The sequence below is a fragment of the Collinsella sp. wc0529 genome (assembly GCF_046116875.1).
Taxonomy (GTDB): Bacteria; Actinomycetota; Coriobacteriia; order Coriobacteriales; family Coriobacteriaceae; genus Collinsella.
In genome coordinates this window covers 166303-184564 of sequence record NZ_JBJXBO010000001.1, presented here as the reverse complement: position 1 = coordinate 184564, position 18262 = coordinate 166303, and the positions used below count along the sequence as shown (strand labels likewise).

The 18262-nt window shown below is 59.3% G+C and carries 16 protein-coding genes and 4 tRNA genes; 17 read left to right on the top strand and 3 right to left on the bottom strand.

All coding sequences use genetic code 11. The features are described 5' to 3' along the window. Nucleotides 1-74: 74 nt before the first annotated feature. Nucleotides 75-1409, bottom strand: a complete 1335-nt coding sequence (locus ACKUTP_RS00755) for an IS256 family transposase (RefSeq protein ID WP_409063237.1) — start codon at nucleotides 1407-1409, stop codon at nucleotides 75-77. 275 nt (nucleotides 1410-1684) lie between these two features. Between ACKUTP_RS00755 and ACKUTP_RS00750 the strand changes: the two genes are divergently transcribed. From ACKUTP_RS00750 to proC, 3 genes are all read left to right on the top strand, one after another. Continuing rightward, nucleotides 1685-2623, top strand: a complete 939-nt coding sequence (locus tag ACKUTP_RS00750) for an SPFH domain-containing protein (RefSeq protein WP_055285926.1) — start codon at nucleotides 1685-1687, stop codon at nucleotides 2621-2623. Nucleotides 2624-2629: 6 nt separating this feature from the next. Continuing rightward, on the top strand, nucleotides 2630-3100 hold the full coding sequence (rlmH, locus tag ACKUTP_RS00745; protein WP_409063309.1) for a 23S rRNA (pseudouridine(1915)-N(3))-methyltransferase RlmH: 471 nt from the start codon (nucleotides 2630-2632) through the stop codon (nucleotides 3098-3100). Between the two features lie 73 nt (nucleotides 3101-3173). Next, nucleotides 3174-3944, top strand: coding sequence for a pyrroline-5-carboxylate reductase (gene proC / locus ACKUTP_RS00740; protein WP_409063308.1), 771 nt, complete (start codon nucleotides 3174-3176; stop codon nucleotides 3942-3944). Between the two features lie 156 nt (nucleotides 3945-4100). On the opposite strand, the gene ACKUTP_RS00735 is transcribed toward proC, so the two are convergent. Then, nucleotides 4101-4274: a DUF6724 family protein gene (locus tag ACKUTP_RS00735; RefSeq protein ID WP_006235069.1), complete on the bottom strand. Its 174-nt coding sequence runs from the start codon at nucleotides 4272-4274 to the stop codon at nucleotides 4101-4103. 111 nt (nucleotides 4275-4385) lie between these two features. Here ACKUTP_RS00735 and serS point away from each other — a divergent pair, with 111 nt between their 5' ends. The 7 genes from serS to ACKUTP_RS00700 all read left to right on the top strand — a co-directional run bounded on the left by serS (nucleotide 4386) and on the right by ACKUTP_RS00700 (nucleotide 9825). Continuing rightward, nucleotides 4386-5669, top strand: a complete 1284-nt coding sequence (gene serS / locus ACKUTP_RS00730; RefSeq protein WP_409063307.1) for a serine--tRNA ligase — start codon at nucleotides 4386-4388, stop codon at nucleotides 5667-5669. Nucleotides 5670-5842: 173 nt separating this feature from the next. After that, on the top strand, nucleotides 5843-6220 hold the full coding sequence (locus ACKUTP_RS00725) for a hypothetical protein (protein ID WP_035136827.1): 378 nt from the start codon (nucleotides 5843-5845) through the stop codon (nucleotides 6218-6220). A 77-nt stretch (nucleotides 6221-6297) separates the two neighbouring features. Next, nucleotides 6298-6374, top strand: a tRNA-Arg gene (locus ACKUTP_RS00720). Between the two features lie 354 nt (nucleotides 6375-6728). Then, nucleotides 6729-6805 (top strand) — tRNA-Arg (locus ACKUTP_RS00715). Nucleotides 6806-6963: 158 nt separating this feature from the next. After that, nucleotides 6964-7040 (top strand) — tRNA-Arg (locus ACKUTP_RS00710). 161 nt (nucleotides 7041-7201) lie between these two features. Continuing rightward, complete coding sequence (locus ACKUTP_RS00705) at nucleotides 7202-9643, top strand: tetratricopeptide repeat protein (RefSeq protein WP_409063306.1); 2442 nt, start codon at nucleotides 7202-7204, stop codon at nucleotides 9641-9643. 91 nt (nucleotides 9644-9734) lie between these two features. Next, nucleotides 9735-9825 (top strand) — tRNA-Ser (locus ACKUTP_RS00700). A 133-nt stretch (nucleotides 9826-9958) separates the two neighbouring features. Here the strand turns inward: ACKUTP_RS00700 and ACKUTP_RS00695 are convergent. After that, complete coding sequence (locus tag ACKUTP_RS00695; RefSeq protein ID WP_409063305.1) at nucleotides 9959-11299, bottom strand: D-alanyl-D-alanine carboxypeptidase family protein; 1341 nt, start codon at nucleotides 11297-11299, stop codon at nucleotides 9959-9961. 197 nt (nucleotides 11300-11496) lie between these two features. Here ACKUTP_RS00695 and ACKUTP_RS00690 point away from each other — a divergent pair, with 197 nt between their 5' ends. The 7 genes from ACKUTP_RS00690 to ACKUTP_RS00660 all read left to right on the top strand — a co-directional run bounded on the left by ACKUTP_RS00690 (nucleotide 11497) and on the right by ACKUTP_RS00660 (nucleotide 18249). After that, on the top strand, nucleotides 11497-12192 hold the full coding sequence (locus tag ACKUTP_RS00690; RefSeq protein ID WP_195503860.1) for a response regulator transcription factor: 696 nt from the start codon (nucleotides 11497-11499) through the stop codon (nucleotides 12190-12192). Nucleotides 12193-12218: 26 nt separating this feature from the next. After that, nucleotides 12219-13457 carry a sensor histidine kinase gene (locus ACKUTP_RS00685; RefSeq protein ID WP_409063304.1) on the top strand — a complete coding sequence of 413 codons (1239 nt, stop codon included), beginning with the start codon at nucleotides 12219-12221 and terminating at the stop codon, nucleotides 13455-13457. A gap of 103 nt (nucleotides 13458-13560) precedes the next feature. After that, the gene (gene pstB, locus ACKUTP_RS00680; RefSeq protein WP_409063303.1) at nucleotides 13561-14436 is read left to right on the top strand and encodes a phosphate ABC transporter ATP-binding protein PstB; all 876 of its coding nucleotides are present in this window, start codon (nucleotides 13561-13563) and stop codon (nucleotides 14434-14436) included. 64 nt (nucleotides 14437-14500) lie between these two features. Next, nucleotides 14501-15229, top strand: coding sequence for a response regulator transcription factor (locus ACKUTP_RS00675; protein WP_050766101.1), 729 nt, complete (start codon nucleotides 14501-14503; stop codon nucleotides 15227-15229). A gap of 3 nt (nucleotides 15230-15232) precedes the next feature. Beyond that, the gene (locus tag ACKUTP_RS00670; protein WP_409063302.1) at nucleotides 15233-16657 is read left to right on the top strand and encodes a sensor histidine kinase; all 1425 of its coding nucleotides are present in this window, start codon (nucleotides 15233-15235) and stop codon (nucleotides 16655-16657) included. 195 nt (nucleotides 16658-16852) lie between these two features. Beyond that, complete coding sequence (locus tag ACKUTP_RS00665; RefSeq protein WP_349091124.1) at nucleotides 16853-17509, top strand: Wzz/FepE/Etk N-terminal domain-containing protein; 657 nt, start codon at nucleotides 16853-16855, stop codon at nucleotides 17507-17509. 2 nt (nucleotides 17510-17511) lie between these two features. Continuing rightward, nucleotides 17512-18249, top strand: a complete 738-nt coding sequence (locus ACKUTP_RS00660) for a CpsD/CapB family tyrosine-protein kinase (RefSeq protein WP_055309657.1) — start codon at nucleotides 17512-17514, stop codon at nucleotides 18247-18249. Nucleotides 18250-18262: the final 13 nt, after the last annotated feature.

Genomic DNA, 18262 nt, shown 5'->3' with positions numbered 1-18262 from the left:
TTCGATAGACCTCGGGTGGCGCGCGCAGACGTGGTGTAAGAGTGTCCTGAGGTCCGTCGCTGCAAGCCCCGATGTTACTCCTTCTTGAGGCCGCGCTTCTCGACTATCTCGTCCACTATCTCCCTGGCGCGCCGCCCGAGCGCGCGGCGCCTCCCCTCTGTCGGGGCCGGCCTGTCCGCGGTCTCGGCGAAGCCCTCGGCGGCCGAGGCCTCGGAGAACACGCGCTGCTGGGACCACTGCCCCTCGGTCTCCATGAGGCTCGCGCACGTCAGGCGCAGCATCGACTCCCTCGAGGGGAAGGACTGCACGACCCTGTAGCGGCGCTTGATCTCGCGGTTGGCGCGCTCCTGGACGTTGTTGGTGCGGAGCTTGGCCCAGTGCGCCCTGGGGAAGGCCGTGAACGCCAGCGCGGAGTCCTCGGCCTGCTCGAAGACCTCGCCGGCCCTGGCGGACACCGACGCCACCCAGGGCGCCGCCTCGGCCCACACGCAGCGCGCGAGGTCGGGGTCGTCCTGGTAGACCGCGGCGTGCACGAGGTCCCTGACGGCCGCCTTGGAGTCCTCGGGCCTGCCCGAGCAGGCGCTCTGGAGGTTGCGCTGCAGGTGCGTCACGCAGCGCTGCCAGGCGCAGCCCTGGAACAGGCGCGAGACGGCGGCCACGAGCCCGGCGTGGCTGTCGGAGACCACGAGGCGGACGCCGGCCAGCCCGCGCTCGCGCAGCCCGCCGAGGAATGCCGCCCAGGAGTCCTCGCTCTCGGTGTCGACCACGTCGCAGCCCAGGAAGTGCTTGCGCCCGTCGGCGCCCAGCCCGATCGCGGTCACGACGCCCTGCGAGACGACCGACGAGCCGACCCTGCAGCTCATGTAGGTGGCGTCGAGCCACAGGTAGCAGCACGGCGTGCCCGAAAGGTCGCGGCGGCGGAACTCCGCCACCTCGGCGTCGAGGTCGGAGCAGAGGCTCGAGACCTCCGAGCTCGACAGCGAGGATATGCCCAGCTTGGACGCCACGCGCTCGACCTTGCGGGTGGACACGCCGCACACGTACATCTCCTGCACGATGGCGGCCACCGAGGTGTCGACGCGCGACCATCGCGCGAGCATGCCCTCGGGGTAGTAGGTGCCGTGCCTGAGCTTGGGTATCTCGAGCTCCACGTCGCCCACGGCGGTCTTGAGCGACCTGGGGCGGTAGCCGTTGCGGCTGTTCTCCCTGCCGTCGCTGCGCTCGTTGCGGCTCGCGCCGCACATCTGCTGGGCCTCGGAGTCCATCAGTGCGTTCATCACGCCGCCCAGCACCCTGCACGCGAACTCGCGCGCGTCGCCGCACTCCTGCCAAAGCCTCGCCGCCTCGAGGGCCTCGTCGCGACCGAGGCGCAGTACACTCTCTTCTTGGGGCATCGCCTTTCCTTCCATTCGTCACCTTCATTACTCCAACGACGAATTCTAGGCGGTGTCCCCTCCCTTTCAAGAAAGGGCGGAGGCGGGGCATGCCCCGCCTCTTACACCACATCTCTGTGCGCTACCAGACCTCGGGTTCAACGAGGCGATTTTGACCCAAATACGCTGTTACTAAACTGGTAACAGTACTCATATTTGGCCTTTTTTGACCACGGGTCCTCTTGTTGGTGTCACACAGCTGCTTCGTGCGGGTATCCTAATGCCAACGTGTGCCTATCAGAGGAGAGACCATGCTGTTGTCCGGTATCATTGCCGCCCTTACGAGCCTTCTGCTTCCCATCATCATTTTGTTGCTACTGCTTCCCAACGCCTGCTATGTCGTTGAACAGCAACATGCCGTGATCATCGAGCGTCTGGGCAAGTTTAACCGCATCGTCAACGCGGGCTTCCACATGAAGGTGCCCGTGATCGACCGCAAGGCCGCCACGGTGAGTCTGCGCACCATGAAAAACGGTTTTGGCATCGACGTTAAGACCCAGGACAACGTGACCATCGGCCTTGAGGTCTCTGCTCAGTATCACGTGAGCTATGACATGGGCGCCGGCCCGGCAGATTCGGGCATCTACAAGAGCTACTATATGCTGCAGGAGCCCGTCGACCAGATGCGTGACTTCATCACCGACGCTCTGCGCTCTTCGATTCCCGTCTACACACTCGATGAGGTCTTTGCCAAGAAGGATGACATCGCCAAGGACGTTAATGCCACCGTGTCCGAGCAGATGGCTGCCTACGGCTTCACCCTCGTGTCGACACTCATCACCAAAATCGCACTGCCGACCGAGGTTGAGAACTCCATGAACGACATCAACGCCGCCCAGCGCAAGCGCGCTGCGGCGCAGGAGCTCGCCGAGGCAGACCGCATCAAGCGCGTCACCGAGGCGACCGCCGAGGCCGAGGCTATGGAAAAGGCGGGCGAGGGCATCGCCAACCAGCGCAAGGCCATCGCGCTGGGTATCAAAGATTCGCTCGAGATCATCCAGGAGACGGGAGTCGGTAACGACGAGGCCAACCAGCTGTTCATGTTTACGCAGTGGTCCGAGATGATGACGGAGTTCGCTCGTACGGGTAAAACCTCGACGGTCGTGCTGCCGAGCGATTTCTCGCAGTCGGCCTCGATGTTCGAGCAGATGCTGACAGCCAGCAAAGTTCAAAACGATTCGAAGGAGTAGACGCGCGTGAAATACACCGTCGTTTGCGTCGGTAAGCTCAAGGAGCGCTTTTGGAAGGACGCGTGCGCTGAGTACACCAAGCGCCTAGGTGCCTATGCCAAGGTTGATATCCGCGAGGTGGCCGATATCGACCCGGCTAAGGCGGGCGGCGTGGATGCCGCACGCGACAAGGAGGGGGCGGCGATTCTTGCTGCCTTGCCGTCTCGAGCGCATGTGATCCTGCTGGCTATCGAGGGCAAGGAGCGCTCGAGCGAGGAGTTTTCGGCGCGGCTCGATGATCTTATGCTGCGAGGCAATAGCGACATCGCCTTTGTGATTGGCGGATCGGACGGCGTGAGCGATGGCGTGCGCGCACGAGCCGACGAGATGCTCAGCTTTGGACGCATTACCTTGCCGCATAACTTGGCGCGCGTGGTGCTGCTGGAGCAAATCTATCGCGCCTGCAAGATTAGCCGTGGCGAGCCGTATCACAAATAGGTCGGCAATACGAAACAATGGCGTGGGACAATACCTTTCGTTTTGAGGAATGTGTCTGAAAGGACTATGTGATATGAAGATTGGATTTGTCGGTTTTGGCAATATGGCGAGCGCCATGGCTGATGGCTGGATCGCTGCCGGTGTAGCTGCGAGCGATATGTGCGCCTGTGCGGGTCGCTACGACGCGCTGGTTGAGCGCTGTGAGGCGCGCGGGATGGCCGCTTGCCACGATGCCGCCGAGGTTGTCGCCGCATCCGATATCGTGGTCGCTGCGGTCAAACCGTACATGATCGAGAAGGTATTCGCCCCGCTCAAGGATGCTCTTGCCAAAAAGGTCGTTCTGTCGGTTGCCTGGACCTGGGACAGTGCCAAGTGGGAGCAGGTCCTGCCGGGCGTCGCGCACATCTCGACGGTGCCCAACACACCGGTTTCGGTGGGCGAGGGTGTCATCGCCTGCGAGAAGTCCTCTACGCTCAACGGCGAGCAGCGTGCTGTTGTGCTCGACCTGCTCGGTAAGCTTGGCGCTGTCGTCGAGCTCGATACGAGCCTGCTGTTTGTGGGCGGCACGGTGGGCGGTTGCGCCCCGGCATTTGTCGCCATGGCAATCGAGGCCCTGGGCGATGCAGCGGTCAAGCACGGTATCCCGCGTGCCGATGCCTATCGCATTGTGAGCCAGATGGTGCTGGGTACGGCAAAGCTGCAGCTTGCAACTGGCCAGCATCCTGCGGCGATGAAGGATGCCGTATGCTCGCCCGGTGGTGCCACCATCAAGGGCGTCGTTGCGCTCGAGGACTCCGGCATGCGCAGCGCCCTGGTCAAGGCAATCGACGCAACTCTCCAGTAAAACCGACCAAAAAAGACAGGTTTATTTTTGGCAGGTATTTTCTGCAGTTTGTCCTTTTAGCGAAAAGCGCCCCGCAACTGGCTCAATTCCAGTTGCGGGGCGCTTGCGTTTGCCCAGATAAAACCGACCAAAATAAACCTGTCCCTTTTTGGCAGGTTAGTCCCAGAAGCTGTCTTCCTCATCCTCGGACTTGGGTCCGCGGTCGACGTACATCTTATGGGTACGCTTCTCCATTACAAAGGCAAGAATCGCAAATAACAGGATGCCGCCGGCGAAAAGGATGGCAAAACCGGTGCGGGTGCCAAACAAAAAGGAAAAAACTGCGTCCATTGGGTGCCTTCTTGCGTAGTTGAGTTGGGTCGTAAACGCTCATAAGTATATACTTGCCCATACATGTACAAGGTTGCAACCTAAATGGAATGTATATCGCCGGAGGATCTAATGCTTGATATCAAGTTTGTTCGCGAGAACCCCGATGCCATCGATGTCGCCATGGCTAACCGCCAGACGTCTTGGGATCGCGAGAAGTTCTTTAAGCTCGACGACGAGCGCCGTGCCGTCATCACCGAGGTCGAGGAGCTCCAGGCTACGCGCAATGCCGAGTCCAAGAAGATCGGCGCCCTGATGAAGGAGGGCAAGAAGGACGAGGCCGAGGCCGCCAAGGAGGCCGTGCGCGCCGTCAACGAGAAGATTGACGGTCTGGCCGAGCGCCGTACTGCTCTCGAACAGGAGCAGTACGACTTCATGGCTCACCTGCCCAACATCCCTTGTGAGGCCACGCCGTACGGCAAGGACGAGGACGAGAACATCGAGCGCCGTCGCTGGGGCACCCCGCGCGAGTTCGACTTCGACTTTAAGCCGCACTGGGACCTGGGCACCGACCTCGACATCCTCGACTTCGAGCGCGGCAACAAGCTCTCCGGCAGCCGCTTCACCGTTCTCGGTGGCGCCGGCGCCCGTCTGGAGCGCGCCCTCATCAACTTCTTCCTCGACACGCACACCAGCCGTGGCTTTAAGGAGTGGTGGCCGCCCATCGTCGTCAAGCGTCAGACTATGTTCGGCACGGGTCAGCTGCCTAAGTTCGAGGACGACGCCTATCACGTCTCGGGCGATAACTTCCTGATTCCTACCGCCGAGGTCGTGCTTACCAACCTGCACGCCGGCGAGGTCCTCGATGCCGACACCCTGCCGCGCCGCTACACCGCCTTCACCCCCTGCTTCCGCGAGGAGGCCGGTTCCGCCGGTCGCGACACCCGCGGCATCATCCGTCAGCACGAGTTCGACAAGGTCGAGATGGTCAAGTTCGCTAAGCCGGAGGAGTCCGACGAGGAGCTCGAGAGCATGACCGCCGAGGCCGAGTACCTGCTGCAGCAGCTGGGCCTTCCGTATCGCGTGATTAGCCTGTGCACCGGCGACTTGGGCTTCTCTGCCCGTCAGACCTACGATGTCGAGGTCTGGCTGCCGAGCTACAACGCCTACAAGGAGATCAGCTCCTGCTCCAACTGCGGTGACTTCCAGGCTCGCCGCGCCAACATCAAGTATCGCGACCCCGAGAACTTCAAGGGTTCGCGCTACCTGCACACGCTCAACGGTTCCGGCCTGCCGGCCGGCCGCACCATGGCCGCCATTCTGGAGAACTACCAGAACGCCGACGGCACCATCACGATCCCCGAGGTCCTGCGTCCCTACATGGGCGGCCTCGAGAAGATCGAGCCGGTCGCGTAAGTTGGCTGCATAGGGGATATGCAAGGGCGCTCCTTCGGGGGCGCCCTATTTCGTGCGCAGGTCCATACCATGCCGTGCGGACAGCTCAATAGAAAGAACACGAACAACTGTTCTGTATACAGCCATCTACCTGCTATGCTTTTGCTAAATAAGAGCGAGAGAAAGGGGACGCGATGGAGCTGTTTGATGATCGGGTGGTTTTGTTTGAGAGCGACGAGGGCGGGGAGTACCTGCTTGTAACGTGTGAGCCGTCTGGCATGGGCGGCCTGGTGGTTCGGCAGACGAGTGAGGGTCCGTTGACACAATGGTGCTTTGAGGAGTCGCCGCATGTGGTCGAGACCTTTGTGACGCACGAGGGACTTGTGGCGCTGGAGCACTTCTATGGAGTTGGGACTTCCAACCAGGTCGCGCGCATGCTGAGCATCTCGTTTGCCGATTATGATTGCGCCCAGCGGGTGAGATCACTCCTGAGGGAACTTGATGCTAAGTTTGACGTGATCGAAAAGCCAATCGATCGTACGGGGAACAGCGGTATATGCGGAGCAGCATGACAAAACTGCGTTCCACAAAAAAGTTTGAGATTGTGCTTGACTCCAATAAGCTAAAGTGGTTTTATATGTCTTGCGCTGCGGCGTTACCTCAGCTGGATAGAGGGTCTGACTACGAATCAGAACGTCATAGGTTCGAATCCTATACGCCGCACCAATTGAAATTGAAAGCCTCCGGCAACGGGGGCTTTTCTTTTATGCCGTCACCGCATGGATTCGAACCTCGGTCGAGGCGCGGGCGTCAAGAAAACGCGGAGCGTTTTTAGCCCGCGGGCGAGCACGTCGGCAGGCGGGCGAAGCCGGTGCGGATCCGCGCAGCGGATGCGCGGAATCCTATACGCCGCACCAATTGAACTTAAAGCCTCCGGTAACGGGGGCTTTTCTTTTATGGCAACACTGCCTGGATTCGGACCTCGGTCGAGGCGCGAGCGTCTTAATCATCACTTCGTAAAATTTTTCCAAATTGTCGCTTGACCCATCGAGGGGTCACGTGCATAATAATCCGTGCGTTGCGGCGTTACCTCAGCTGGATAGAGGGTCTGACTACGAATCAGAACGTCATAGGTTCGAATCCTATACGCCGCACCAATTGATTATAAAGCTCCCGGCAACGGGAGCTTTTCTTATATCGCGATGCGGTGAAGATCGCATCAAGTGGTCAAAAATGAGTAAAAATCAAATTCGATAACTTTTTTCGAAAAATGCTTGACCTTTATTCAGTCGATGTGCATAATAATCAACAAGTCGCGGCGTTACCTCAGCTGGATAGAGGGTCTGACTACGAATCAGAACGTCATAGGTTCGAATCCTATACGCCGCACCATTTGAGATTAAAGCTCCCGGCAACGGGGGCTTTTTTTGCGCCAGCTTGAGTGCTTTCGTCCAAAGGGACGATTTCCTGTCGACTCGTGTAAGATTCCGAGTAGATGTCGCGACTTATTCGCGACCACTCCTTCTTCAAGCGACCGATCAGGGTGATATTTCGTGGCAGAGCGTCCGACATACAAGCTCAGGTTTCTCGATCCCAAGAAGCGCTTTCCGGCGATGCCCGAGCAGCCTGCGGGACGCTCATATGGCGTGGTCTGGAAGCTCTTTGGCGAGGATCAGCGTGAATCTTGTTATGTCGTCGAATTCGTCGGCAAAAGTCATGTGTCGCTTTTGGGCTACGTAAGCGTTTCGGGTGAGGTGTACAAGGTGGACCGCCCCGTTAGCGAGGCTCCGCTGCCCAACGATCCCGACATGGAACTGGTCCTTGACGAGTCGGATTCCAGTATTGGTGAGATTATGGTAAGGGAAGCCAACGGTGCAATGCGCGCGTGCGCGCAAACTGCCGGCTCTCCCGAAGGCCCCATGCGCGAGCAGTCCGACCACGAGACATGGAACTCGATCCGCGCCCTTCCTTACGGCGAGTTCATGGCATCGATGTTCCTGCGCTACGTGATATTCGCTGACTCCGAAAATGCCATTGCGAGCACGGCGAACGCCGGCGGACTCGACGAGGGTATGCAAAATGTTATCGACAAGATCAAGCTCGTAAAGTTGCCCGAGCCGGTCGAGGTGTTTTTGGGCTTTAACACGGCACCGCTCCCCGATGCTATCGAGACGCTGCTCTACCGCGTTGACCATGCCGAGAATCCGAGCGGTATCGAGCGCTATGCCGCCGCCCTTATGAGCGAAATTGACTTGCCCCGCCTGCGCACCATCGCTGCCAAGTCCGAGATGAGCCTGGCTCGCATTGATCGCTCAAAGATTTTCTATCTCAATTTTGATCGTAGCCTGTTGGACCAGGACGAGATTGACATGCTGCTTGCCATCGAGTGCCGTCTCAACCGCCTCTCCGGCATTCTTGAGCGCATCGGGGCTGGATTGGCCCCCGCGGCATCCTCGCCGAGCCTTGAGGGCTGTGCACTCTTTGATTCGTGGCATATCGCTAAGACGACCAACGATGTTCCCCGACTGCTCGATACGGCCTCGAGCGATAACCCGTGGGGCAAACCGGGTACGGTGGCTTGCCAGCCGGGCGGCGAGTGGGACGTGCGCACCCGTTTTGCGCGAATCGTTGAGGCGCTCAACGTGGTCACGCGGCTCGACTATACCTATCGAGTAAACGTTGCCGAGGGGATTATGCTCGTTCGGTTTGGGCAGTCTGTCGTTGATGCCATGCCGCAACGTGAATACGACGCTCAAGATGACGCCTGGCGCGAGCTGGACGAGGATACGCGCGCGATCTGGGCCGCGGAGCACGATGCGCGCGTGGCACTCACGCTTGCGGCAGCGTGTTTTGCCGCGGGCACCTGCATCACGCGCTGCTATGTGCAGATTGCTGCTCCCGACAGCGAGCAGGGCGAGCGCGTTGTTGCAACGTATTTCTTTGGGCGCGCGGCCTATCTGGCCGATTGCGTGCCTGTCGCTAAGGATCTTGAGAGCATGGACATGGACGATATGCCGTGCAAGCGTTTGCTTGAGGCGTATGAGTCAACCGCTCCGGAGACGATTGAGCCTGCGGAGGTTCATGCTCGTCCGCGTGATGACCATCGCATGCTGCCGCCGGCGCTGCGCGATCTGCTGCTTGCCGATACGGCTGACGAGTTGGAGGTCATGGAAGAGGACGACGACCCATACGTGGCGCGTGTTGTTGAATTGCGCGAGCAGGCAAAAGTCGACCGTACAGGTGCTTTTGAAGGCTTTTCTCGTCTTGTCGAGGAGTTGGAGGCCAAGTGCGCCGTCGCCGAGCTTTTGGCGACAGGTCCGGTTCAAACGCAGTTTTGCGATAACCAGCTGGTGCGCATGGTGTTACCGGTGTTGGAAGAAGACCGCTCTGTGCGAATCCTTCGTGCGCCCGATGCGCTGTATTTTGCCCAGCACGAGATCTGCAGCTTTTACGCCGAACAAGAGGACTTTGAGCGTGCACTGCCCGAGGTGCGTCGTCTCTACGATTTGGCGCGCTCGTCCATGCAGTCTCACTTTGCCCTGATTAACGTGCTAGCACGCCTGGAGCGCTATGACGAGATTATCGAGGTAGCGCGCCACGGCCTGCGCATTGCCAGCGACCGGCCTTCGATCGGTTACCTGTTCTATCGCCTGGCATTCGCCTACTGGAACTGCGACCAGCTCGAGCTGGCGCTGGCGTGCTACCGCCTAGTGCCGCGCGGCGAGGAGTCGGGCGGCAGTGCGCAGGAGGAAATGCAGGGCCTTATGAACGAGATGGGCGTCATCAAACCGCCCACGTTTGAGGAGGCTGTCGCGACCATCCACAAGGCAGGTCTTGAGCTGCCGCCGGTGCCCGCCGTGACCAATCAACTCGCGGATGCCGCCGTGCAACTCGTCGATAACGGTTTCTTTTTCTTGGCGCGCGGCTGCATCTATCAAATGTGGCGCACCATGGGCAACGATGAGCTCGGCTCCCTCAACCGCTCGCTGGGGTAGGCGAAGCTTGCAAGGAGGAGAGGCTGCTGGGCAATTTGAAAATCCCTCTTGCCCATCCTCGACTGTTTGGTTACTATAGAACGGCTGTTACGGAGAGCTGACCGAGAGGCCGAAGGTGCTCGCCTGCTAAGCGAGTATGCCCCAAAAGGGCATCTGGGGTTCGAATCCCCAGCTCTCCGCCAGTTTAACTTTAAAGAAGGGTCCCATCGGGGGCCCTTTTTTATTATCGAGAAAGGGCGCTGGGGATTCGAACCCTCAAAAAAAGGAGGCATCCTTTCGGACACCTCCTTTCAGCGAGTGTATTGTTCTTCGATCTTACATCTCGGGCGCCTTGGCGACGGTCTCGCTTTCTGCCGTGAGTGGGCGGTTGTCGATGCGGCGGCCCAGGCGGTCGAGCTTCACAAGGAGCCACTCAATGGGATTCGGCCCTGCGCCTTCCTCGTCGGCAACCAGGTCCATAACGGCGATTTTGGTGCCGTCCTGCTTGAGAGTAACACTGCCCACCTTGTCGCCCACATGCACCGTGCCCGAAAGATCGTCGTAGCTAACCTTTTCGGTCACCTCGCCGGCAAGGGAAAACACGGTCGCTTGCGCCGTAGGATCGGCGAGTGTGGCGTCGATTGTCTTATCCGTCCAGTCGGTTTGGCCAATGCGCGCCATAAGCGGGTTGCCGTTGGCGGTCTTTTCCTGCGTGTTGGCGATTGCGACCGTCACCTTGTGGCCGTAGTACCAGTTGGCAAGGGTGGCGGTATCGGTAAAGCGCTGATCGGTGGTGGTGGAGTTCAAAATAACGGTGTAGATCTCGTCGCCGTCGCGGTTGTAGGCGCTCGTAAAGCAATAGCCCGCGTCGTCGGTGGTGCCGGTCTTGCCGCCGATGTTGCCATCTTGGCCCAGCAAATAGTTATGCGTGTCCATGGAATGCGAATGGTCGGTGCCGTCGGCGCCCGTGACCTCGATCCAGGAATCCTCGCTCGCTACGACCTCGCGGATCGTGTCGTTTTTCATGGCCTCCTGCATCATCAGCGCTACGTCGTGTGCGGTTGAGTGCATATTGCCAGCCCATTCATCAAAGTCCAGACCATGCGGGTTTTCAAAAAGCGTACCGGTGCAGCCGAGCTTCTTAGCGCGCTCGTTCATGGCCTTCACAAATGTGGCCTCGGCGTCTTTGGTCTTAGGGTCGATCTTCTTGCCCACATATTCGGCGAGCACGATGGCGGCGTCGTTGCCCGAGGGAATCATCAGGCCGCGCAGCGCCTGCTCCACGGTAAGCTTGTCGCCTTCGAGCAAGCCGGCGGTCGAATTGCCCACGGTGGCTGCGGCGTTGCTCACCGTGACCTTCTCGTCCATCTTGCAATTCTCGACGGTTAGGATTGCGGTCATGACCTTGGTGATCGAGGCAATCTTGACCTGCTCATCGGCGCCGCGGGCATAGTAGACGGTGCCGTCTTTGCCCATGACGAGGGCATTGGTCGCATCGATATCGGGCAGGTTTTCGGCCGTGATACCGCGCGCATCGGCAGTTTTGCCGCAAACATTGTCGGTCGTGAGCACTTGGGCGCCGGCGACGGTGGGCGCGCCAGCGGCAAGGGCGATAGCGCAGACAAAGCCGGCGGCAAGCTGGACTGAGCGCTTTGCAAAAGAGGTGAGGGACTTCACGGATTTCGCTTTCGACGGGATGGTCTCTTCTGGAACTAGAGTATATCGTTTGCCGGCGTCGGCGATCATCGCGTGCGTGTATGGCCCACATCCGCTCCCGAACGGGCACAAGGGTGCTTAAGGCCGACTTAATCACCCACGCTTGTTGTGTGTGGCGTGCGTCGCCTCGGGCATAATGGAGCGCGAGAGGAGCACGCATGAACGAGCGCATACTGGTAGTTGATGACGAGAAGGCCATTGCCGACCTAGTGGGCATCTACCTTACAAAAGAAGGCTTTGACGTCCAGATTGCCTATAGCGGGGCCGATGCCGCCAAGGCAATCTTGGAGCAGGAGTTCGATCTGGCGCTGCTGGATGTCATGCTGCCCGATATCGATGGCTTTGAGCTGCTGCGTACGATTCGTTCCAGCCATACCTATCCCGTGATCATGCTGACGGCGCGCGATGCCCAGCAAGACAAGATCGGGGGCCTTTCGCTTGGCGCGGACGATTACGTGGTTAAGCCGTTCCGTCCGCTGGAGCTCATCGCGCGCGTGCACGCTCAGCTTCGCCGCTACACCAGCTACGGTAGCCGTGCACAGGCGGCCGAGTCGCCGACCATTCAGCTCGACGGCTTGGAGATCAACCGCGATGCTCGTTCCGTGACAGTGGACGGTTCACCGGTACGCCTCACACCCACCGAGTATTCAATCTTGCTGTATCTGGTCGAGCATCGCGGCAGCGTGGTGGCCGTGGAGGACCTGTTCCGCGCGGTGTGGAGCGAGGATTTTATGCCCGGCTCCAACAATACGGTGATGGTGCATATTCGCCACTTGCGCGAAAAGATCGGCGACGACGCACAAAAGCCACGCTTTATCAAAAACGTCTGGGGCGTCGGCTACATCATCGAATAACGTTTTTCGCTTGTGAGGATCTTGATATGACAAAAGACGATAGGCAAGCGTTCGAGGTGCCCGATCGGCTCTTTGAATACGTGAGGTCGGTCGTCGACAACCGCGCGCTTGCAACGGTGCTGCTCTTTTTGCTGAGTCTGCTGCTGATTGGCATCGACAACATCGTCGGAATCTTGGCGGTGCTGCTTGTCGGCTTTTTGCTGATCGATCGATTTGAGATCGTGTGCCGCTGCGTGGTGATTGGCGGCGCCGCGTGGGCCATGACGTTGGCGATTGGCGCCATGGCGCTCGGCGGCATCGAAGGGCCGGTGCTGTTCGATGCCGGCTTTGTATTCAACATGCTTGGCTTTGTGCTGGCGCTTGCCGCGTGCGTGCTGTTCTTGTGTGGCCGCGCCCTGTACTACCAGGGCTACGAGCAGGGCGAGCAGCATGCCGATTGTGTGCTGGCCGCTCGTATTCAAGATCGCCTGATCGATCACCCCGACACCTGGGACAACATTGACGGCGACTTCTTGGAGGTCGAGGGCGCCCTTAACCGCGTGCGTGACCGTGAGCGCAAGGTGCAGCAAGCTCTGCGTGACGAGTCGCATCGCAAGGACGATTTGGTCACGTACTTGGCACATGACCTACGCACCCCGCTTGCCAGTGTGGTGGGCTATCTTTCGCTGCTGCAAGAGGCTCCTGAGCTGCCGGTTGAGCAACGTGCGCACTTTACGGGCGTGGCTCTCGACAAGGCGCACCGGCTCGATGCACTCATCGAAGAGTTCTTCGATATCACGCGCTTTGACTTCCACGATATCGTGCTCACGCGCGGCTATGTTGATCTGGGGTTGCTGCTGGTTCAGGTGACTGACGAGTTCTATCCCATCCTCAACGAGCAGCATAAGGAAGTCCAAGTTGATATTCGCGAGGACCTGACGGTGCTCGTGGATGGCGACAAGACGGCTCGCGTGTTCAACAACATCATGAAAAACGCTATTGCCTATAGCTATGAGGGCTCGACCATCACGATCGAGGCCAGACGCCGGGACGACGGTGGCGTGCGCGTGTGCTTTATCAATCAGGGCGATCCCATCCCTGAGGCAAAGCTCAAGGTGATCTTTGAGAAGTTCTATCGCCTGGATGCGGCGCGTGCGACCAATCGCGGTGGTGCCGGTCTGGGCCTTGCTATTGCCAAGGAGATCATCGCGGCACACGGCGGTACCGTTGCATGTGAATCGACGCCCGAACACACGATATTCACCATCGAGCTGCCCGCCGCATAGCCAGCGTTCCCTTACAAACACTTGACAATGCGCTCACGTGCATATGAGCCGCGATTCCTACTATCGATACTGCTGAATTGATATCGATATGGAGGTATGCGGTATGACGGCTGCTGCGGCTGCGGAGCCCACGGAGCTTGAAGAACTCATGGAAGCGCAGGCCGAGGCCGCGCACGAGCGCGAGGTCGGGGATGCGACTCGCCCCACGGCAGAGGATCTTGCCGCCTCGCCGACGCGCATCGACGTCGAGGGCCTCGACCTGTTCTATGGCGACCATCATGCGCTCAAGGACGTGAATATCAAGATCCGCGACAAGCAGATCACCTCGTTCATCGGGCCTTCGGGCTGCGGAAAGTCCACGTTGCTGCGCTGTTTTAACCGCATGAACGACGGCATCAAGGACTGCCGAATCGATGGCAAGATTGCGCTCGATGGTCAAGATATCCTGGGCGACTACGACATCTGCCGCCTTCGCCAGCGCGTGGGCATGGTGTTCCAGCGCCCCAACCCGTTTCCCATGAGCATCTACGACAACGTCGCCTACGGTCCTCGCGGAATGGGAGTGCGCGATCGCGTCGTGCTCGACGAGCTGGTCGAAGACTCCCTGCGACGCGCCGCCCTGTGGGACGAGGCCAAGGACAAGCTCAAAGAGTCGGGTCTGGGTCTTTCGGGCGGCCAGCAGCAGCGTCTGTGCATCGCCCGCGCACTTGCCGTGCAGCCCGACATTCTGCTGATGGACGAGCCGACCTCGGCACTCGATCCTGTGTCGACGCTGGTGGTGGAGCAGCTGGCCTGCGAGCTCAAAGAGACCTGCACGCTCGTGGTCGTTACGCACAATATGCAGCAGGCGGCGCGTATCTCCGATTCGGTCGCATTCTTTTTGCTGGGTGAGCTGGTGGAGCACGCGCCCACCGCGCAACTCTTCAAGAATCCGACCGATCCGCGCACGGCGGATTATTTGACGGGGCGTTTTGGCTGATACCATCTAGTAAAGGTACCTTTAGGGTTAAGATGCGGTCATGCCGGCCGCAAAGGGGTTCAACATGATCTATTACGTCGAGGACGATGACAACATCAGGGATTTGACGGTCTATGCGCTGCGCAAGCAGGGGATTGAGGCCGAAGGCTTTTCGTGCGACGGTGAGTTTAAGGCTGCCGTGGCGCGACGGGTACCCGATGCCGTCCTGCTCGACATCATGCTGCCCGATACCGATGGCTTGGCGATTATGCGTCGACTGCGTGCCGATCGCCTGACGGCGACGGTGCCCATCATGATGCTTACCGCCAAGGATACCGAGCTCGACAAGGTGATGGCGCTCGATGGCGGTGCCGACGATTACCTGACTAAGCCGTTTTCGCTCATGGAGCTCGCCAGCCGCTGCCGCGCACTGCTGCGTCGCGGCGGCATGGTCAAACAGGCAAGCGATGTGCTCAGCGTGGGCGACATCGTGCTCTCGCCCAGCCATCGTGAGGTGACTGTTGCCGGCGAGTCGCTTAAGCTCACCCTGCGCGAGTTCGACCTGCTCGAGTACCTCATGCGCAAGCCCGGCGTGGTCTTTACCCGCGAGTCGTTGCTGCAGAGCGTGTGGGGCTGGGACTTCGACGGCGGTTCGCGCACCGTTGACGTGCACGTGCAGACGCTTCGCCAAAAACTGGGCGAGCATGCCAGCGCCATCGAGACCGTGCGCGGCGTGGGCTACCGCTTGGCCGAGCCTTCTGCCGGTGATGGTGCCGAAGGTGACGACACCGCGGCCACCGCATCGGAGGAGTAACCCGTGGTCTTCGCCCCCCAGGGAAAACATACGCTGTCGCACCGCGTTTTTGTGACGATCTTTGTCTGCGCCATGGCGGTTATCGTGGCGTTTACGGTGCTGGGTGCGTTCTTTGTGCAAAACACCTTGGCGGATGCCACGAGTGCCAACCTGGCGCAAGAAACCGAGCTCATTGCTGCCGCCCTCGACGAGCAGCAGGAGCCCATCCCGTTCTTGCGTAGCCTCGATCGTGAGGACTTGCGCATCACGCTGATTAACAAGGATGGATCGGTTGCCTACGACAACGAGGCGTCGCCTTCCACACTGCCCAACCACGGCGATCGCCCCGAGGTCATCGAGGCCTTTGAGAATGGTTCGGGTTCCGCGGAGCGCGCAAGCTCTACGCTCGACGAGATTATGCTGTATCGCGCCGTCGCCCTTGATAACGGCCAGGTCGTCCGCTTGGCGCAGGCCCAGCCTGGCGTTGCAGCGATTTTGCTGTCGATGGTGGCGCCGATGCTGCTTATCGCAGCAGCGGGCGCGGTACTCTCGTTTTTTATGGCGCGCCGCGAGTCCCGTGCCATCATCGCGCCGTTGCAAGAGGTGGATTTGGACCACCCACGCCGTAGCTATGAGCACGCCTATGCCGAGATGGTCCCCATGCTTGAGCGTATCGAGTCGCAGCGCCAGGAACTCAAGCGCCAAATGGCGGTGCTAGCGGACAACGACCGTATGCGCCGCGAGTTCACGGCGAATATCACCCACGAGCTCAAGACGCCGCTTACGGCGATTTCGGGCTATGCCGAGCTCATCGCAAACGGCATGGTCGAGGGCGAGGACGACCTGCGCAACTTTGGCGGTCGCATCTATCGTGAGGCGGGCCGCTTGGCAGCGCTTGTCAACGACATCCTTACGCTGTCTAACTTGGATGAGGCCGAGCGTGCAACTGAGGGCGAGGCGGTGCCCATTGGGTCCACGGAGCCTATTGAGCTCTCGCGCGCCATCTACGCGGTTGAGCAGCGTCTTGAACAGGTTGCCCGTCAGGCGAATGTGACGATAAGTCATGAGACCAAGCCTGTGGTCATCGAGGGCGTGTCGCGCTTGATTGACGAGCTCATCTATAATCTGGCAAGCAACGCCATCCGCTACAATCGACCCGGCGGTACGGTTACGCTGCAGTGCGGCACCAACGACGAAGGCCATCCGTTCCTTGCGGTCGCCGACACGGGAATCGGTATCGCGCCTGAAGAACAGGGCAAGGTATTTGAGCGGTTCTATCGCGTGGACAAGAGTAGGTCCAAGGCGCGCGGCGGAACCGGTCTGGGGCTTGCCATTGTCAAGCATGCGGTCCTGTATCATCACGCCACGCTCGATCTGTCGAGCGAGTTGGGCGTGGGAACCACCATTACGGTGACGTTTCCCATACAGCAGGACGAGCCATTCGCATAGCGATACAACATAGGTATTGATGTAGACGCCGCATTTGACTTTCGGGTGCGGCGTTGTTGTGCAATTTTACGATTGCTTCCGACATTTTTACAGGAGAGCCTGTTTCTTATGTATAGAGTTTGGTCTCGGTAAAAAGATGCGATAACATACGGACAGTTTTGTCAATCCGAACTGGGGAAATGAAAGGCAAGCTGCATGACCCTTCTCGAACTGTTCCAGCTGCTCAAAAAGCACCTCAAGCTGGTCATCACCCTTCCGGTGGTCTGTGCGATCGCCATGGGCATCGTGTCCTTCGTTGCGATGGACAACACCTACACCGCGACGACGAGCATGTACATTCTCGCCAAAACCGACGATAGCGGTCAGATGAGCTACAACGATCTCTCGGCGAGCCAGATGCTTTCCAACGATATCGCCACGCTGCTGGATAGCGATAGCGTTAAGAGCGGTGCTGCCAATGAGCTGGGCCTTGCTGACCTGGATGACTACAAGGTGTCTGTTTCCTCCGAGACCACCACGCGTGTCATTACGCTTTCGGTTACCGGCACCGATGCCAAGGAGACGGCTAAGGTCGCAAAGGCCATGGCCAGCTCGGTGAGTACGGTCGCTCAGAACGTCGGCGCTGCCCAGAGCATCAACGTTATCGACGAGGCTAAGACTCCCGAAGTCCCCAGCGGCCCCAAGCGCACGCTGTACGTTGCTGTCGCGTTCCTCGCCGGTATCTTTATCGCAGTTGCCTATGTCGTTTTGGCAGACATGCTCAATACTCGCATCCGCGGTGCCGAAGAGGCAGAAGAGCTCCTGGGCATTCCCGTTGTTGGCCGAATTCCGGCTATGAAAGGTGGTAAATAGGCATGGCTAAGGCAAAGAACACCGATAAGCTCGTTGTACAGAATGCCGCCAAGACCCTTCTGGCCAACATCCGCTTTGCGAGCGTGGACGACCCCATTCGCACCATCACCGTTACCTCCTCGATTCCCAACGAGGGCAAGTCTACGGTTTCCATTAACCTTGCTCAGGCAATTGCCACGAGTGGCAAGTCCGTGCTCCTGGTTGAGGCCGATATGCGCCGCAGGTCCCTTTCCGATATGCTCGGCGTTCGTTCGCGCGGCGGACTCTATGCGGTTCTTTCCGAGCAGATCTCCATTGACCAGGCAATTGTCGAGACGGGTCAGAAGAACTTCTACTTCCTTGATGCCGAGCCGCATATTCCCAATCCTGCCGACATCATCGTCTCTCACCGCTTTGCCAAGCTGGTAAAGGCACTGTCTGCTAAGTTCCAGTACGTCATCTTCGACGCTCCCCCGGTCGGCACCTTCATCGATGCTGCCGAGATTGCCAGCCTGACCGACGGCACGCTGTTCGTGGTGCGCGAGGACTTCACCAAGCGCGAGGAGGCGCTCAACGCCATCGGTCAGCTTAAGAAGTCCGAGAAGGTCAAGCTCATCGGTACCGTTATGAACTACTGCGAGACCGAGACCAGCGAGTACTACTACTCCTACTACACCAAGGACGGTAAGAAGGTTAAGAAGGGCTCCGACGATCAGGGGACTTCCAAAAAGGGCATCTTCACCAACCGAGCAAACGTTTAGTTGATTAAGGCTG

Excerpts from the sequence above, each read along its gene's own strand:
- ACKUTP_RS00755 (WP_409063237.1), bottom strand. The coding sequence starts at position 1,409 with ATGGAAGGAAAGGCGATGCCCCAAGAAGAGAGTGTACTGCGCCTCGGT.
- serS (WP_409063307.1), top strand. The coding sequence starts at position 4,386 with ATGCTTGATATCAAGTTTGTTCGCGAGAACCCCGATGCCATCGATGTC.
- ACKUTP_RS00750 (WP_055285926.1), top strand. The coding sequence starts at position 1,685 with ATGCTGTTGTCCGGTATCATTGCCGCCCTTACGAGCCTTCTGCTTCCC.
- ACKUTP_RS00690 (WP_195503860.1), top strand. The coding sequence starts at position 11,497 with ATGAACGAGCGCATACTGGTAGTTGATGACGAGAAGGCCATTGCCGAC.
- ACKUTP_RS00735 (WP_006235069.1), bottom strand. The coding sequence starts at position 4,274 with ATGGACGCAGTTTTTTCCTTTTTGTTTGGCACCCGCACCGGTTTTGCC.
- ACKUTP_RS00665 (WP_349091124.1), top strand. The coding sequence starts at position 16,853 with ATGACCCTTCTCGAACTGTTCCAGCTGCTCAAAAAGCACCTCAAGCTG.
- pstB (WP_409063303.1), top strand. The coding sequence starts at position 13,561 with ATGACGGCTGCTGCGGCTGCGGAGCCCACGGAGCTTGAAGAACTCATG.
- ACKUTP_RS00685 (WP_409063304.1), top strand. The coding sequence starts at position 12,219 with ATGACAAAAGACGATAGGCAAGCGTTCGAGGTGCCCGATCGGCTCTTT.
- ACKUTP_RS00675 (WP_050766101.1), top strand. The coding sequence starts at position 14,501 with ATGATCTATTACGTCGAGGACGATGACAACATCAGGGATTTGACGGTC.
- ACKUTP_RS00660 (WP_055309657.1), top strand. The coding sequence starts at position 17,512 with ATGGCTAAGGCAAAGAACACCGATAAGCTCGTTGTACAGAATGCCGCC.
- ACKUTP_RS00725 (WP_035136827.1), top strand. The coding sequence starts at position 5,843 with ATGGAGCTGTTTGATGATCGGGTGGTTTTGTTTGAGAGCGACGAGGGC.
- proC (WP_409063308.1), top strand. The coding sequence starts at position 3,174 with ATGAAGATTGGATTTGTCGGTTTTGGCAATATGGCGAGCGCCATGGCT.